Origin of the sequence: Cellulomonas sp. T2.31MG-18 (genome assembly GCF_964266755.1) — a bacterium.
Taxonomy (GTDB): domain Bacteria; phylum Actinomycetota; class Actinomycetes; order Actinomycetales; family Cellulomonadaceae; genus Cellulomonas.
The window spans coordinates 122,250-137,609 of the sequence record NZ_CAXWGW010000004.1 but is presented as its reverse complement, the minus strand read 5'-3'; the positions used below and the strand labels follow the sequence as shown (position 1 = coordinate 137,609).

The window sequence follows — 15,360 nt, the reverse complement described above, 5'->3', positions numbered from 1 at the left end:
CAGCCCGCTGGCACTGCCGTCAGAACGGCGGGTCGTGCGGACGTACCTCTCCCTGCTCGGCAACACCATCGCAACGTCGCATCGTCGCCGCGCGTGGGCCTCAGGCGCGCGGCACGTTCTGCCGGTACTCGGCGCTTCCGACGATTCCCACGACGATTTGCTCGCTGCGCATGCCGCTCTGGATCGCGCGCACCCAACCAGCCACGCCACCGGGGTCGGCGTGCCGGTGGAGATAGTCCACGTAGTACCCGTCGACCACCCGCGAAAGACCTTCGGTCGAGTAGACGAATCCCTTGGCGACGTCGAAGCGAGAGACACCCCGTCCGAGCGCGGCGCTCCAACCGCCGATCTCCGAGTCGGTCGGGGTGCGGCCTAGCACGATCCAGTACAGCCATCTGATCCAGGACTCGGCCGAGCCGCCCGACGTGGCGTAGCACTCGGGGGACGCAAGGATCCCGGCCTCCATGTCCTGGATACGCATCCCGACGTTCATCGCCCCCAACCAGGAGGCGAGACCGCCGGGCTCCGGTGAGCGGTGCAGGACGTCTCGGTAGACCGTCCCGATCAGGGTGCTGCGGAACTCCGCGGACGAGGTGATGGCATCGGCCACGGCGGAGTAGGGGGTTCCGGCGCGAAGCGTGGCGGCCCAGCCGGCAAGTCCCGCTGCTTCTGGTTCTCGGCCGAACAAGTCCTCGTAGACGCTGGTGACGTAGCCATCGACAAGATCAGGGACCGGAGAGCCGAACGGCACCACGACGTCCTCGGCTTGGCCGGTCCAGGAGTAGTTCCGCACCCGGACGGCGGTCGCGGTCGGCGACATGTCAGTGGGAAGCGTGAGTGCGATTCTGCTGCTATCGGCCGACAGCACCGCCGCCCCCGCCACGTCCACGAGCTGGCTACCTTCCACGATGTCAACATGCGGTCGATTCGGGTAGGCGTCGAAGAACAGAGGCTCCGCGAGAATGTCGATCGTCACGCCGGGAGCCGCATGCACAGGCGATGTGGTGTACGAGCGTGTGCGCTGGTAAGGGCTCACGGTCCCAAGAGCAACGCTCACCTGGTTCGCGGAATTGACCGGCTCCGTCTGGAACGCCGCAAAGAGATGAATCGTGTCGACGGCGCCCTTGCCGTCAAGCTCGAAGCCATACCACCCGTCGCTGACGCACCCTGCCAGGGCCGTCGAGATGGTCGGCAGGTCCACCACCAGGTCCCATCCCTCCATGTGCAGCCCGGCCTTCGTGTTCCGGCACATCATGAACGACCCCGCCCCGCCCGCGAGCAGTGCCAGTGCAGCAGGATCGACATCCGTCGCGCGCACGTCCTGCGGAAAGGAGATCCTGACGGAGGATGCGCCGACGGGAACGGTGGGGATATAGGACATTGCCCCACCCCATGAGTACCAGAGGTCCGCCGCCTCGGGCGTTGCGACCGGCACTGAGACACCGTCGATGCCGGACCCCGCCTCCGCGGGTCTCGCGCCAGCCACGGCAGCGGCCACGACAAGTGCGAATGACATGGCGGCGAGAAGTGCGCGCCTCAATCCGTTGTCGCACCGCGACGCAGGCACGATGGCCCCCTCTTCTGTGGCGCAGGTGAACCGGACACAAACCAGCCCGCGTGTCCCGCTGTCGCGCCTCACTGTAGGGCGACCCTGCCCCGTCGACGTCCCATTCGGATCGCACTTCGGTGACCAATACGGCGTCTGACGTCACCACGCCAACGAGTCGTAGGATCGGCGACGACACCACCAAACCTCGGCGCATCAACGGGACCTCTGGCGGTCAGCCGTAGAAGACCCGCTCGACGACCGCGCGGGCCCGCCGGGCGGTGCGCAGGTACTCCTCCTCGAGCGTCGCCCCGGAGCCGGCGGGGTACCCCATCACGCGGGCGACGCCGGACAGCGCGGTGTGGTCGTGCGGCAGCACGTCCGTGTGCGGGCCGTCGGTGCGTCCGGACCACAGCACGTTCGCGTCGCGCAGCCGGGAGGCGAGCTCCCACGCTGCCGCGAGCACCGCACGGTCCTCCTCGGCCAGCAGACCGGCAGCGGTCGCGGCCGTGAGCGCCTCGAGCGTCGACGTGGTCCGCAAGCCCTCGACCTGGTGCGCGTGCTGCAGCTGGAGCAGCTGCGCGCTCCACTCGACGTCGCTGATCCCGCCCCGCCCGAGCTTGAGATGCCGTGCCGGGCTGACGCCGCGCGGCAGCCGCTCCGCCTCCACCCGCGCCTTGATGCGCCGGACCTCGCGCACCGCCGCCGGGTCCAGACCCCCGGCGGGGTACCGCACGCGGTCGATCAGGGCGCAGAACCGCCCGGCGAGCTCGACGTCGCCCGCGACCGGTCGCGCTCGGAGCAGTGCCTGCGCCTCCCACGTCGCGGACCAGCGGCCGTAGTACTCCGCATAGGAGTCGAGCGTGCGGACCAGCGGCCCGTTGCGACCTTCGGGCCGCAGGTCCGCGTCCACGGCGAGCGACGGCTCCGGGCCGACGTCACCGAGCAGGGCGCGCAGCTGGCTGGCCACGCCGGTGGCGAAGTCCTGAGCAAGGGTGGGGTCGACCCCCGGGAGCGGGTCGTGGACGAAGAGGACGTCGGCGTCCGACGAGTAGCCCATCTCGCGCCCGCCGAGGCGACCCATGGCGACCACGAGCATCCGCGTCGGGTCCGCGTCCAGGCCACGCTCGGCACGTGCCTCCCACCGGCTGACCCGCAGGGCACCCGCCAGCACCGCGTCGGCCGCCACCGTGAGGCTGTGCGACGCCCTGGTCCCCGTGGTCACGCCGAGCACGTCGGCCGTCGCCGTGCGGGCCAGCTCCCGTCGGCGCAGCGCGCGGAGCGCCGTGGCTGCCGCGACGCGCTCGTACGACCTGGTCAGGATCGCGTCGGCCTCCCCCGCGAGACGCTGGGCGTCGCGCGGCTCCAGCTCGGCGTCGTCGTCCAGCCAGACGACCGACTCGGGCGATCGCGTCAACGCGTCGGCGACGTAGCGGGACGTCGACAGCACGCGGGCCAGCCGCTCGGCCGCCGTGCCGGAGTCGCGCAGCAGCTTGAGGAACCAGTGGGTGCTGCCGAGCTCGTCCGACAGCCGGCGGAACGCGAGCAGGCCCCCGTCCGGGTCCGGCCCCGCGGCGAACCACCCGAGCATCACGGGCAGCAGCTGGCGCTGGATGGCGGCCCGTCGGGACAGCCCCTCGCTGAGGGCGGCGATGTGCCGCAGGGCACCGCCGGGGTCCCGGTAGCCGATCGCCTCCAGCCGGTGCCGCGCCGCTTCCGGCGCCAAGGTGACGTCCGCCTCGGACAGCCGCGCGGTGGCGGGGAGCAACGGCCGGTAGAACAGCTCCTCGTGAAGGCGCCGCACGTCGCGACGCACGGACCGCCACCGCTCGAGGAGACCCTCGGCGCCCTCGGTACGCATCCCGACCGAGCGAGCCAACCGGCGCAGGTCCGGCTCGGCCTGCGGGAGCAGGTGGGTCCGCTGCATCCGCCACATCTGCACGCGGTGCTCGAGGACCCGCAGGAACCGGTAGCAGGCAGCGAGCTGCGCGGCGTGCTCGCGGCCGACGTAGCCGCCCGCGGCCAGCGCGGCGAGCGCGGTCAGCGTGCTGCCGCTGCGGATCGACTCGTCGGCCCGACCGTGCACCAGCTGCAGCAGCTGGACGGTGAACTCGACGTCGCGCAGACCCCCGACACCCAGCTTGATCTGGCGGTCCGCCTCCGCGGCGGGCACGTGGCGCTCCACCCGGCGCCGCATCGCCTGCGCGTCCTCGACGAAGTTCTCGCGCCGCACGGCGGCCCAGACCATCGGCTGCGTCATCTCGACGTACGCGCGCCCCAGCTCGACGTCCCCCGCGACCGGCCGTGCCTTCAGCAGCGCCTGGAACTCCCAGGTGCGGGCCCACCGCTCGTAGTAGGCGCGGTGGCTGGCCAGGGTCCTGACCAGCGGCCCGTCCTTGCCCTCCGGGCGGAGCGCGGCGTCGACCGCCCACAGCGCGGGTTCTCCGGAGGGCGTCGAGCACGCCCGTGCGAGCCCCGCGGCAAGCCGGGCACCGACCGCGATCGCCTCGTCCTCGGCGGTACCCTCCGCCGGCTCGACGACGTACACCACGTCGACGTCGGAGATGTAGTTGAGCTCCCGGCCGCCGCCCTTGCCCATGCCGATGACGGCCAGCCGCACGCCGGGCGCTCCGTCCGGGTACTCCGCCCGTGCCAGCGCGAGACCGGCCTCGAGGGCGGCGCCGGCGAGGTCGGCGAGCGCGGCCGCCACCGCAGGCAACCGGCTCTGCGGGTCAGCGCTGGTGACGTCCGCCGCGGCGATGCCGAGCAGGTGCCGGCGGTAGGCCCGACGCATCGCGTCGACCCCCGGCGCACCGGCCAGACCGGCGACCGGGACCGCGGCGGACGGGTCCGCCTCCACCGCGCGCAGCAGGTCGGCGCGGACGGAGCTGGCATCGACGTCGACGCCCGGCGCGTCGTCGAGCACGACGCGCAGGCTCTCCGGCCGCGCGACCACGACGTCGCCCAGCGCCGCCGACGCGCCGGCCAGGGAGAGCAGACGCTCACGCGCAGGGCCGGCCCCCGTCACGGCGGCGACCAGGGCCTCCGTCAGGTCCGGGTGCGGACCGACCGCACCTGCCACCTTCGCGAGGGTGAGGAGCGCCTGGTCCGGGTCCGCGACCGCACCCAGCAGCTCCGGCAGGTCGTCGGGCGCCTGCGGCCACACGGCGAGCAGCGCCCGGTCCGTCAGCAGCCGCTCGCCTCGTGGCACGTCGGCAACGCCTGCCCGGGACAGCCGGGCGGCGAGGGACGCGCCCCGGCCGTGCGTGCTGCCGACGGTCATCGGTCAGACCAGGGGCAGGAACCGCTGCAGCTCGAACGGCGTGACCTGCGCGCGGTACTCGCGCCACTCCTCGCGCTTGTTGCGCAGGAAGTAGTCGAAGACGTGCTCCCCCAGCGCCTCGGCGACCAGCTCGGACCGCTCCATCACCTCGATGGCGGCCTCGAGCGACGTCGGCAGCGGTTCGATGCCGAGCGCACGCCGCTCCGCGTCGGTCAGCTCCCAGACGTCGTCCTCGGCACCCTCCGGCAGCTCGTAGCCCTCCTCGATGCCCTTGAGCCCGGCGGCGAGCAGCACCGCGAACGCCAGGTAGGGGTTCGCCGCCGAGTCGACCGCCCGGTACTCCACCCGGCTCGAGTTGCCTTTGCCCGGCTTGTACAGCGGCACCCGCACGAGCGCGGACCGGTTGTTGTGGCCCCAGCAGATGTAGCTCGGCGCCTCGGCGCCGCCCCACAGCCGCTTGTAGGAGTTGACGAACTGGTTGGTCACCGCGGTGATCTCGGCGGCGTGCCGCAGCAGTCCGGCGATGAAGGACCGGCCGATCTTGGAGAGCTCGAGGTCGGCGCCGGCCTCGTGGAACGCGTTCTTGTCGCCCTGGAACAGGGACAGGTGCGTGTGCATCCCCGACCCAGGCGCCGCGAACAGCGGCTTCGGCATGAAGGACGCGAACACCCCCTGCTCGAGGGCCACCTCCTTGACCACCGTGCGGAAGGTCATGATGTTGTCCGCGGTGGTCAGCGCGTCCGCGTAGCGCAGGTCGATCTCGTTCTGGCCCGGGCCGGCCTCGTGGTGGGAGAACTCCACCGAGATGCCCATGGACTCCAGCATCGTGATCGCGGCCCGGCGGAAGTCGTGGGCGGTGCCCCGTGGGACGTGGTCGAAGTAGCCGCCCTGGTCGACCGGCACGAGCGTCTGCGCCGGGTCGGCCGGCGCCTCGAACAGGTAGAACTCGACCTCGGGGTGCGTGTAGAAGGTGAACCCCTTGTCGCTGGCGCGGTCCAGCGCGCGCTTGAGCACCTGGCGGCTGTCCGCGAGCGACGGTGCGCCGTCCGGGGTGAGCAGGTCGCAGAACATGCGGGCGGTGCCGTGCCGCTCACCGCGCCACGGCAGCACCTGGAACGTGGACGGGTCCGGGCGGGCGATCATGTCCGCCTCGTACACCCGGGTCAGGCCCTCGATCGCCGAGCCGTCGAACCCGATGCCCTCGGAGAACGCCTGCTCCAGCTCGGCCGGCGCGACGGCGACCGACTTGAGGATGCCGAGCACGTCCGTGAACCACAGCCGGACGAACCGGATGTCCCGCTCCTCGACCGTCCGGAGCACGAATTCCTGCTGCCTGTCCATGGGGCACATCCTTCCCTATGACCAGGCGTGCAGCCGCCCCCGGCACATCGGCGCGGCGGTCACCGTCCGGACCCCTCGATAGGCTCCCAGCCATGGCCCGACCTCGCATCGCCCTGGCCCAGATCGACACGTGCGTCGGGGACGTCGACGGGAACGTCGAGGCGGTGCTCGCCTGGTCCCGCCGCGCTGCCGAGGCCGGCGCCCACGTGGTCGTCTTCCCCGAGATGACCCTCACCGGCTACCCGATCGAGGACCTCGCGCTGCGGGCGTCCTTCCGACGCGGGGCCCAGGCGGGGCTCGAACGTCTCGCCTCCCGGCTCGTCGAGGAGGGGCTGGGCGAGCTGACCGTGGTGGTCGGCACCATCGGCGAACGGCGGCTCGGCCCACGCAACGACGCCCAGGCGGATGCCGCCGCTCGGGCCGCGGTCCGGGCCACCAACCGGGCGGTGGTGCTGCGGGACGGGGAGGTGCTGGCCCGGTACGACAAGCACCACCTGCCCGAGTACGGCGTGTTCGACGAGAGCCGGATCTTCACCCCGGGGCACGAGGTGTGCGTGCTGGACGTCCTGGACCGACGTGTCGCCGTGGTGATCTGCGAGGACATCTGGCAGGACGGCGGACCCGTGACGGCCCTCGCGGACGAGGACCTCTCGCTGCTCCTCGTGCTGAACGCGTCCCCGTACGAGGAGGGCAAGGGGCACGTCCGCACGGCGCTGGCGGCCCGTCGGGCGCACGAGGTCGGCGCGCCGGTCGCCTACGTCAACCTCGTCGCCGGCCAGGACGACCTGGTGTTCGACGGCGGCTCGTTCGTGGTCGGGCGCGACGGGCAGGTGCTGGCCTACGCGCCGCAGTTCGTGGAGCACCTGCTCCTCTGGGACCTGGCGGAGGACGACGAGCCCGAGGTGCCGGGCCCGCGCGCGGCACGGCTCACCGCCGACGAGGAGGTGTACCGGGCGCTCGTCCTGGGCCTGGCGGACTACGTCCGCAAGAACGGCTTCCGCTCCGTGGTGCTCGGGATGTCCGGTGGCATCGACTCGGCGCTGTGCGCCGCCATCGCCGCCGACGCGATCGGCGGGGAGCACGTCGTCGGCGTCTCGATGCCCTCGGTGTACTCCAGCGGGCACTCCAAGGACGATGCCGCGGACCTCGCGCAACGGATCGGCGCCGACTACCGCGTGCAGCCGATCGCGCCGATGGTGGACGCCTTCCAGGGGCAGCTGCACCTCGAGGGGCTCGCCGAGGAGAACCTGCAGGCCCGGGTCCGCGGCGTCACGCTGATGGCCCTCTCCAACGCCGAGGGCCACCTGGTGCTCGCCACGGGCAACAAGACCGAGCTGGCCGTCGGCTACTCGACGATCTACGGCGACGCGGTCGGCGGCTTCGCCCCCCTGAAGGACGTGGACAAGTCGCGCGTCTGGGCCCTCGCCCGTTGGCGCAACCACGCCGCGCTCGACGGCGTGTTCCGGCCCGACGAGGTGCCGCCGATCCCCGAGTCGTCGATCACCAAGCCGCCGTCGGCGGAGCTGCGCCCGGGACAGGTCGACCAGGACTCGCTGCCCCCGTACGACCTGCTGGACACGGTGCTCGACGCCTACGTCGAGAACGCCGAGGGACGGGCCGAGCTCCTCGCTCGTGGTTTCGCGCCGGAGGTGGTGGACAAGGTGCTGCAGCTGACCGACAGAGCCGAGTGGAAGCGCCGGCAGTACCCGCTCGGTCCCAAGGTGACCGCGCTGGCGTTCGGGCGCGACCGGCGCCTGCCCGTCACCACCCGTTGGCGCGAGCTGTGAACGCCCCGCAGCGCGTGCGGGTCCAGCACCTGCAGGCTGCCAAGGACCGCGGCGAGCGCCTGGTGATGCTCACCGCCTACGACGCCGTCACGGCGCGCATCTTCGACGAGGCGGGCGTCGACCTGCTGCTGGTCGGCGACTCGATCGGCAACACCATGCACGGGTACGCCAGCACGCTGCCGGTCACGCTCGACGAGATGGTGGTCGCCGGCCGAGCGGTCGCCGGCGCGGTCCGCCGCGCCTTCGTCGTCGTGGACCTGCCGTTCGGCACCTACGAGGCGGGCCCTGCGCAGGCCCTCGCCACCGGCGTCCGCGTCCTCAAGGAGACCGGTGCCGCCGCGGTCAAGCTCGAGGGCGGTCGCCGCGTCGCACCGCAGATCCGGGCGCTGACGGACGCCGGCATCCCGGTGGTGGCGCACCTGGGCTACACGCCGCAGTCCGAGAACCTGCTCGGCGGTCCGCGGGTGCAGGGCCGCGGTGACGACGGGGCCGACCGGCTGCGAGACGACGCCGTCGCGGTGGTCGACGCGGGGGCCGTCGCCGTGGTGCTCGAGATGGTGCCCGCCCCGGTGGCCGCGTCGGTCACCTCGATGCTGCGCGTGCCCACCATCGGCATCGGCGCCGGGGCTGGCTGCGACGGCCAGGTGCTGGTGTGGGTCGACATGGCCGGCATGACCGAGTGGACGCCCCGGTTCGCCAAGCGCTACGGCGAGCTCGGCGCCGCCCTGGGTGCTGCTGCACGCGCGTTCGCCGAGGACGTCCGGGGCGGCGCCTTCCCGGACGCGGACCACGAGTTCGGCGCCTGAGCGCCGGACGCGTCAGCCGCGGTCGTACCCGTCAGCTGCGATCGGCCTCGTCCTGCCGGTCCCACGCCTCGGTGCGCTCGTGGGCGGTCTGCAGGGCCCGGGCCGCTGCCTCGCGCGTCGGGTAGGGACCCATCAGCACGCTCCAGTCGCTGTGCCGTCCCTCCTCCACCTCGTGCGTCTGGGTGTTGAAGTAGAACTCGGTGGCCATGGCGGGCTCCCTCCGAGGGATCGGCGGTGGGGTCGTCTTTCGTAGACTGCCAGGTATGCCGCCGGTGCACGCGTCACGAGCCCCCCTGACCCCGGGGCGGCTGGGCCCACGCCGGACCGTCCCCGGATCCATCGAGCGGCCGGAGTACGTCGGTCGGCCGGGACCTCGACCCTGGACGGGCAGCAACGTGCTGGAGCCGGAGACGGTCGACCGCGTCCGCACCGCCTCGCGCATCGCGGCGCAGGCGCTCCAGGAGGTCGGCCGCCACGTGGTGCCCGGTGTGACGACGGACGAGCTCGACGCCGTCGGGCACGAGTTCCTCCTCGACCACGGGGCGTACCCGTCGACGCTCGGCTACCGCGGCTTCCCCAAGTCGCTGTGCACGTCGCTCAACGAGGTGATCTGCCACGGCATCCCGGACTCGACGGTCGTCGAGGACGGCGACATCGTCAACATCGACATCACCGCCTACGTCGGCGGCGTGCACGGCGACACCAACGCGACGTTCCGGGCGGGGGACGTGGACGAGGAGTCACGGCTGCTCATCGAGCGGACGCGTGAGGCGCTCGCCCGTGGCATCAAGGCCGTCGCACCGGGGCGCGAGCTCAACGTGATCGGCCGGGTGATCGAGCGGTACGCAGCCCGGTTCGGGTACGGCGTGGTGCGCGACTACACCGGCCACGGTGTCGGGCCGGCCTTCCACACCGGTCTGGTGGTGCCGCACTACGACGCGGCGCCGGCGTACGACACCGTGATCGAGCCCGGCATGGTGTTCACCATCGAACCGATGCTCAACCTCGGCACCCCGGACTGGCTGATGTGGGACGACGACTGGACGGTCGTCACGGCCGACGGCCGGCGCAGCGCGCAGTTCGAGCACACCCTGCTGGTCACCGACACCGGAGCGGAGATCCTGACGCTGCCATGAGCGACACCTCGATCCTCGGCAAGAGCAAGATCCACACAGCCTTCGGCATCGACATCGGCGGGTCCGGCATCAAGGGCGCCCCGGTTGACCTGCGGACGGGCGAGTTCGCCGCAGACCGGGTGCGGATCCCGACGCCGCAGCCCGCCACCCCGGATGCGGTCGCGGCCACGGTGGCCGAGGTGGTGGACTCCTTCAAGCTGCGCCGGACGGTGCCGATCGGCGTCACCTTCCCGGCGGTGGTGCTGCACGGCGTCGCGCAGTCCGCAGCCAACGTCGACCCGTCGTGGATCGGCACCGACATCGAGAAGACGCTCCGGGCGGCCACCGGTCGGCGCGTGCTGGCCGTCAACGACGCGGACGCCGCAGGCTTCGCGGAGGTCGAGTACGGCGCCGCACGCGGGGTGCCGGGTCTCGTCATCGTCGTCACGCTCGGAACAGGGATCGGCACCGCGCTGATCAACGACGGCGTGCTGGTGCCGAACACGGAGCTCGGCCACCTGGAGATCGACGGGTTCGACGCGGAGGTCCGCGCGTCCGACGCGGCGCGCGACCGCGAGGACCTGAGCTGGGAGCAGTGGTCCGAACGCCTGCAGAGGTACTTCTCGGTGGTCGAGAAGCTCTTCTGGCCCGACCTCTTCGTGGTCGGCGGCGGCGTGAGCAAGAAGTACCAGGAGTTCCTCCCCCGCCTGACGCTGCGGGCGCCGATCGTGCCGGCTGCCCTGCGCAACGCGGCGGGCATCGTCGGCGCCGCCCGGCTGGCTGCCCGGGCGCACTGAGCGGACCCCGGCCGGCCGGGCCCGGGACCTACCGGTGCTCGGCCGCGTGCCGGGCCTGCTCCCGCTGCAGCCGCAGCACGAGCCGGTACAGCGCGTCCCGGGTGCGCTCCGAGGGGTCGACGAGCGTCGCGCCGTAGCGCGTCCCGCTGCTGGACACCTCGTGCCGCACCACGCGCAGCCGGAGGTCGACCAGCTCCTCGCCCACAGGCAGTCCCAGCCGGAGCGTCGCACCCTCGTGCAGCTCCTCGGGCGCCATGAAGCGCGCGCCCGTCGCCGAGACGTCGAGCACGGTGACCCGCAGGCTCGCCGGGCTCGCCCCGCCCTCGAGGGTCGCCACGCAGCTGAACCGGTAGGCGGCCCGAGCCGCCGCCCGGCGCTGGTGACGGGCGAGGTCCTCCACGACGACGACGTCGACCGCGGCACCGTCGTCACGTGCCTCGACGGCCGCCACCAGGCCGGCGTACGAGCACACGCCCCGGACCGGGTCCAGCACCGTCACCCCGATGGAGTCGCCGGGCTGCAGGCCGGGCAGGGCGCCGTCGGCACGCATCCGCAGCACGCCGTCGGCGTACTCGGTGACGTAGCCGCCGACGTCGCCGCTCGGCGTCGCGACCCGGCAGCCGGCAAGCTCGTGCACCCGCATATCCTCGCGCGCCGAATGGCCGGCGAACGACAGCGTCCACCGCGCGGCGGCGTGCGCCGCCGGTCGCGGCCGGGGGTGCTGCGGATGAGTCAGTCGATACGCCGGGTTCTGTGCCCGGTCACGGTCTCCCGCGACCGGGTGGCGGCCATCCATCTACGACGTACGTTGCCGCACGCCTCCAGCGGCCTACCCGGGAGCTCGGGCGGGCAGCCCTCGAACGCTCCCTGTCTGGCCTTGCTCCGGGTGGGGTTTGCCGAGCCGCACCGGTCGCCCGGTGCGCTGGTGGTCTCTTGCACCGCCGTTTCACCCTTGCCGGTCCCCGGAGGGGCCGGCGGTCTGTTCTCTGTGGCACTGTCCCGCGGGTCACCCCGGGTGGGTGTTACCCACCACCCTGCCCTACGGAGCCCGGACGTTCCTCGGCGGGCCTCCCTGCGGAGTCCCGACGCGGCCGCCTGACTGACTCATCCGCGCTGACCAGGGTAGCCGACGGCGATCTCAGGGTTCGTCCAGGGACTTCCCGGATCCATCGCGGGCGCCGCCACCGGAAGGATGGCCCCGTGACCCCCATGACGAGCTCCGAGCTCTCCCCTGCGCCTGCGGCCGCACCGGCCACCGACGCCATCGCCTCCGCCCGCGCGCTGACCAAGGTCTACGGATCGGGGTCCACCGAGGTGCACGCCCTGCGCGGCATCGACGTCGACCTGGGCCGTGGCGAGCTCACCGCGATCATGGGGCCGTCGGGATCGGGCAAGTCGACGCTGATGCACTGCCTCGCCGGCCTCGACCGGCCGACCTCCGGCACGGTGGTCGTGGACGGGCAGGAGGTCTCGGCGATGTCCGAGCGCCGGCTCACCAAGCTGCGGCGGGACCGGGTGGGCTTCATCTTCCAGGCGTTCAACCTGGTGCCGACCCTGACGGCGGCCGAGAACATCACGCTCCCGCTGGACATCGCGCGGCGGCCGGTCGACCGCGGCCTGTTCGACGAGGTCGTGGACGCCGTCAGCCTGCGGGACAGGCTGACCCACAAGCCGGCCGAGCTGTCCGGCGGGCAGCAGCAGCGCGTCGCGTGCGCACGCGCGCTGGTGTCCCGTCCGGCGGTCGTCTTCGCCGACGAGCCGACCGGCAACCTCGACTCGCACGCGTCGGCCGAGGTGCTCGGCTTCCTGCGGCGCAGCGTGGACACCCTCGGCCAGTCGGTCGTCATGGTGACGCACGACCCGCGCGCGGCCTCGTACGCCCACCGCGTCCTGTTCCTCGCGGACGGGCTGTTCGTCGCCGAGCTGACCGACCCGACCGCCGCCAGCGTGCTGGACACGCTGGCCGGCCTCGAGGGCCTCGCCGCGCGGTCGCGGTCATGAGGCGCATCGCCTGGCGCGCCGTGCGTGCGCACCTCGGGCAGTTCGCCATGTCGATCGTCGCGGTGGCCCTCGGCGTCGCGTTCGTCACCGGCACCTTCTCGCTGCGCGAGATGCTCTCGTCGACGTTCGACGAGATCGTCGGCGCCTCCACCACCGCCGACGCCTACGTCCGGGTGCCCGACGACGGCTCGAACGTCGTGTCCGGCGAGCGGTCGGCCGCCCCCGGCCTCCCGCTCTCCCTCGCCGACACGCTGGAGTGGGTCCCCGGTGTGCAGGCGGTGATCCCGTCGCTGTCCGGGCCGATCACGCTGGTCGGCGCGAGCGGCACCGCCGTCCGGAGCACGCAGGCGCCCAGCTTCGCGCTGGCCTACGACCGCCGGGACCCCTCGGTCGCCGGGCTGACCGGCCGGGCGCCCGTCGGACGCGACGAGATCGCGGTCGAGCGGCACACGCTGGACTCCTCCGGCCTGCACGTCGGTGACCGCACCAAGGTCGTGCTCCTCGGGGACGTCCACGACGTGACGGTGGTCGGAGCCGTCGACTTCGGTGCGCCGATGGCCGGGGCGACGATCGTGCTGCTCGACCCCAGCGTGGAGGAGGCCGCGTTCGCGCCGGCGGGGACGACGTCGTCGTTCCAGGTGTACGCCGACAGGTCGGCCGGGCTGACCGAGCAGCAGCTGGTGGACCGCCTGGCGCCCGTCGCGAGCGATGCCCACGCCCAGGCGCTGACCGGTGCGGCGATGCGCACGGAGACCAGCTCGCAGATCTCCAAGCAGCTCGGCTTCGTGTCGACGTTCCTGCTCGTCTTCGCGCTGCTCGCGCTGTTCGTCGGGGCCTTCATCATCGCGAACACCTTCACCATGTCCGTGCGGCAGCGGATGCGGGAGTTCGCCCTGCTCCGGGCCGTCGGCGCGTCGCCGCAGCAGGTGTTCGGGTCGATCCTCACACAGTCCGCCCTCGTCGGGGTGGTCGGCTCGGCCATCGGCGTCCTCGGCGGCCTCGGGCTGGTCGAGCTGATCGGCGTGGTGCTGCAGCGGATGGACATGACGCTGTCCACCCGCGTGCCGATGTCCACGTCGACCGTGCTGATCGGTCTGGTGGTCGGTACTGGCGTCTCCGTCGCCGCGGCCTCGCTGCCCGCCCGGCGCGCCGCCGTCGTCCCGCCCGTCGAGGCGATGCGGGACGAGGTGACCGTGAACGAGCGGTCCCTGCGGCTGCGCGCCTGGGCCGGCCTGGTTCTCGTCGCCGCCGGTGCGGCCGCCGTGGTGGTGGCGGCCGTCCGCCCGCACCTCGGTTCCGCCGGCACCCTGCTGGGCGTCGGGGCAGGGTTCGTCCTGATCGGGACGCTCGTGGTCGGACCGGTCGTCGTGCCGGCCGTGGTGCGGCTGCTCGCCGCGCCCGCGGTGGCGTGGCTGCGTCCGGTCGGCCGGCTCGCCCGCGGGAACGTGGTGCGGAACCCGCGCCGCGCCGCCAACACCGCGGGAGCGCTGACCATCGGCATGGCGCTGGTCGGTGCGGCCGCCGTCATCGCGGCGAGCACCCAGGCGTCGGTCGGATCGCTGGTCAGCTCGGAGGTCAGCGCGGACTACGTGCTGCGGACCGGCATGAGCGACACGGTCGCACCCGCGCTGCTGCAGAAGGTGCGGGCGCTGCCGTCCGTGCAGCAGGCGGAGGGCTTCCCGTGGACGCACGTGCTGGCCGCCGTGGGTCGCGCGCCGACGGGCACGGACGGGCAGGCGCTCGTCGCCGTCGCGCCGACGATGGTCGGGTCGCTGCTGCGACCGTCGTCGACCGAGGGTTCGGTGACACAGGCCCTCACCGGCGGCGAGCTCGTCGCCGACAAGCTGCTCGCCAAGGACAAGGGCTGGAAGATCGGCGACACGGTGTCCGTCACGGGGCCGCTGGGCGAGAAGTCCCTGCGGATCGGGGCGATCGCACGGTCGGGGGCCGTCGGGCAGGCGCTCTGGGCCTCCCCCTCGGTGGTCGACACGCTGGTGCCCGCCGCGCAGCAGCCGGACACGACCGTCCTGGTCAAGGCGGCCGCCGGCGCGGACCTGAACGCCTTGCGGACGCAGCTGACCGACCTCTCGCGCCCCTACTACGTGGTGTCCGTCACGGACTCGAAGCAGTTCGTCGACGGCCTCGCGGCGCAGGTCAACCAGATGCTGGCCATCCTGTACGCGCTGCTCGGCCTGTCGGTGGCGATCGCCGTCCTCGGGATCGTCAACACCCTGGCGCTGTCGGTGATCGAGCGGACCCGTGAGATCGGGCTGCTGCGGGCGGTGGGTCTGGGACGGCTGCAGCTGTCGGGGGTGATCACCGTGGAGTCCGTCCTGACCGCGGTCTGCGGCACGGTGATCGGTCTCGCGGTCGGCATCGGCCTGGCCGCCTCGCTGCCCCGGCTCTACGCCGACCAGGGGCTGTCGCAGCTCTCGGTGCCGGGGTCGAGCCTGGCCGGGATGCTGGTGCTGGCCGTGCTCGTCGGCGTGGTCGCCGCGGTCTGGCCCGCCGTGCGCGCGGCGCGGCTCCCGGTGCTGGACGCCGTCGCGCAGGAGTAGCCGGAACGGCGGCCGGTGGCGCGACAGGGGGCGCGTCCACCGGCCGTCCCGGGGCAACCTGGCGGGCCGGTGCCCGGCACGGTGCGGGACGCGTACCCACGACGGCGGGCGACGGGCGCGGGCGGC

General features: G+C 72.9%; 11 protein-coding genes and 1 other RNA gene. 6 read left to right on the top strand and 6 right to left on the bottom strand.

Going from position 1 to position 15,360, the window contains the following annotated elements:
* Nucleotides 1-100 precede the first annotated feature (100 nt).
* The 3 genes from ACFQTY_RS15335 to ACFQTY_RS15325 form a co-directional block, all read right to left on the bottom strand.
* Nucleotides 101-1,381 carry a DUF4214 domain-containing protein gene (locus ACFQTY_RS15335; protein WP_378102126.1) on the bottom strand — a complete coding sequence of 427 codons (1,281 nt, stop codon included), beginning with the start codon at nucleotides 1,379-1,381 and terminating at the stop codon, nucleotides 101-103.
* 400 nt (nucleotides 1,382-1,781) lie between these two features.
* Entirely contained in the window at nucleotides 1,782-4,829 is a 3,048-nt protein-coding gene (locus tag ACFQTY_RS15330) for a bifunctional [glutamine synthetase] adenylyltransferase/[glutamine synthetase]-adenylyl-L-tyrosine phosphorylase (RefSeq protein WP_378102123.1), read from the bottom strand.
* Between the two features lie 3 nt (nucleotides 4,830-4,832).
* Nucleotides 4,833-6,170, bottom strand: a complete 1,338-nt coding sequence (locus ACFQTY_RS15325) for a glutamine synthetase family protein (protein WP_378102121.1) — start codon at nucleotides 6,168-6,170, stop codon at nucleotides 4,833-4,835.
* Between the two features lie 92 nt (nucleotides 6,171-6,262).
* On the opposite strand from ACFQTY_RS15325, the gene ACFQTY_RS15320 reads away from it, so the two are divergent.
* Entirely contained in the window at nucleotides 6,263-7,957 is a 1,695-nt protein-coding gene (locus ACFQTY_RS15320; RefSeq protein WP_378102119.1) for an NAD+ synthase, read from the top strand.
* A complete protein-coding gene (gene panB / locus ACFQTY_RS15315; RefSeq protein ID WP_378102116.1) occupies nucleotides 7,954-8,763 on the top strand; it encodes a 3-methyl-2-oxobutanoate hydroxymethyltransferase in 810 nt (269 codons plus the stop codon). Before ACFQTY_RS15320 ends, panB begins: the two co-directional genes overlap by 4 nt.
* Before the next feature lie 31 nt (nucleotides 8,764-8,794).
* Here panB and ACFQTY_RS15310 read toward each other — a convergent pair whose 3' ends face one another.
* Nucleotides 8,795-8,971 (bottom strand): SPOR domain-containing protein, encoded by a 177-nt coding sequence (locus tag ACFQTY_RS15310; RefSeq protein WP_337975292.1) that lies wholly within the window; start codon nucleotides 8,969-8,971, stop codon nucleotides 8,795-8,797.
* A 55-nt stretch (nucleotides 8,972-9,026) separates the two neighbouring features.
* Between ACFQTY_RS15310 and map the strand changes: the two genes are divergently transcribed.
* Entirely contained in the window at nucleotides 9,027-9,899 is an 873-nt protein-coding gene (map, locus tag ACFQTY_RS15305) for a type I methionyl aminopeptidase (RefSeq protein WP_378102112.1), read from the top strand.
* Nucleotides 9,896-10,675 carry a polyphosphate--glucose phosphotransferase gene (ppgK, locus tag ACFQTY_RS15300; RefSeq protein ID WP_378102109.1) on the top strand — a complete coding sequence of 260 codons (780 nt, stop codon included), beginning with the start codon at nucleotides 9,896-9,898 and terminating at the stop codon, nucleotides 10,673-10,675. Before map ends, ppgK begins: the two co-directional genes overlap by 4 nt.
* A 28-nt stretch (nucleotides 10,676-10,703) precedes the next feature.
* Here ppgK and ACFQTY_RS15295 read toward each other — a convergent pair whose 3' ends face one another.
* A complete protein-coding gene (locus ACFQTY_RS15295) occupies nucleotides 10,704-11,312 on the bottom strand; it encodes a PilZ domain-containing protein (protein WP_378102106.1) in 609 nt (202 codons plus the stop codon).
* Nucleotides 11,313-11,399: 87 nt separating this feature from the next.
* An RNA gene (gene rnpB, locus ACFQTY_RS15290) (RNase P RNA component class A) lies at nucleotides 11,400-11,782 on the bottom strand.
* A gap of 102 nt (nucleotides 11,783-11,884) precedes the next feature.
* Between rnpB and ACFQTY_RS15285 the strand changes: the two genes are divergently transcribed.
* Together ACFQTY_RS15285 and ACFQTY_RS15280 are read left to right on the top strand one after the other, a co-directional pair.
* Nucleotides 11,885-12,676: an ABC transporter ATP-binding protein gene (locus ACFQTY_RS15285; RefSeq protein ID WP_378102434.1), complete on the top strand. Its 792-nt coding sequence runs from the start codon at nucleotides 11,885-11,887 to the stop codon at nucleotides 12,674-12,676.
* Entirely contained in the window at nucleotides 12,673-15,234 is a 2,562-nt protein-coding gene (locus ACFQTY_RS15280; RefSeq protein WP_378102104.1) for an ABC transporter permease, read from the top strand. Before ACFQTY_RS15285 ends, ACFQTY_RS15280 begins: the two co-directional genes overlap by 4 nt.
* Nucleotides 15,235-15,360: the final 126 nt, after the last annotated feature.

Coding starts and splice junctions, on each gene's coding strand:
- ACFQTY_RS15310 (WP_337975292.1), bottom strand. CDS start 8,971: ATGGCCACCGAGTTCTACTTCAACACCCAGACGCACGAGGTGGAGGAG.
- ACFQTY_RS15280 (WP_378102104.1), top strand. CDS start 12,673: ATGAGGCGCATCGCCTGGCGCGCCGTGCGTGCGCACCTCGGGCAGTTC.
- map (WP_378102112.1), top strand. CDS start 9,027: ATGCCGCCGGTGCACGCGTCACGAGCCCCCCTGACCCCGGGGCGGCTG.
- ACFQTY_RS15325 (WP_378102121.1), bottom strand. CDS start 6,170: ATGGACAGGCAGCAGGAATTCGTGCTCCGGACGGTCGAGGAGCGGGAC.
- ACFQTY_RS15330 (WP_378102123.1), bottom strand. CDS start 4,829: ATGACCGTCGGCAGCACGCACGGCCGGGGCGCGTCCCTCGCCGCCCGG.
- ACFQTY_RS15335 (WP_378102126.1), bottom strand. CDS start 1,381: ATGTCCTATATCCCCACCGTTCCCGTCGGCGCATCCTCCGTCAGGATC.
- ACFQTY_RS15320 (WP_378102119.1), top strand. CDS start 6,263: ATGGCCCGACCTCGCATCGCCCTGGCCCAGATCGACACGTGCGTCGGG.
- ACFQTY_RS15285 (WP_378102434.1), top strand. CDS start 11,885: ATGACGAGCTCCGAGCTCTCCCCTGCGCCTGCGGCCGCACCGGCCACC.
- ppgK (WP_378102109.1), top strand. CDS start 9,896: ATGAGCGACACCTCGATCCTCGGCAAGAGCAAGATCCACACAGCCTTC.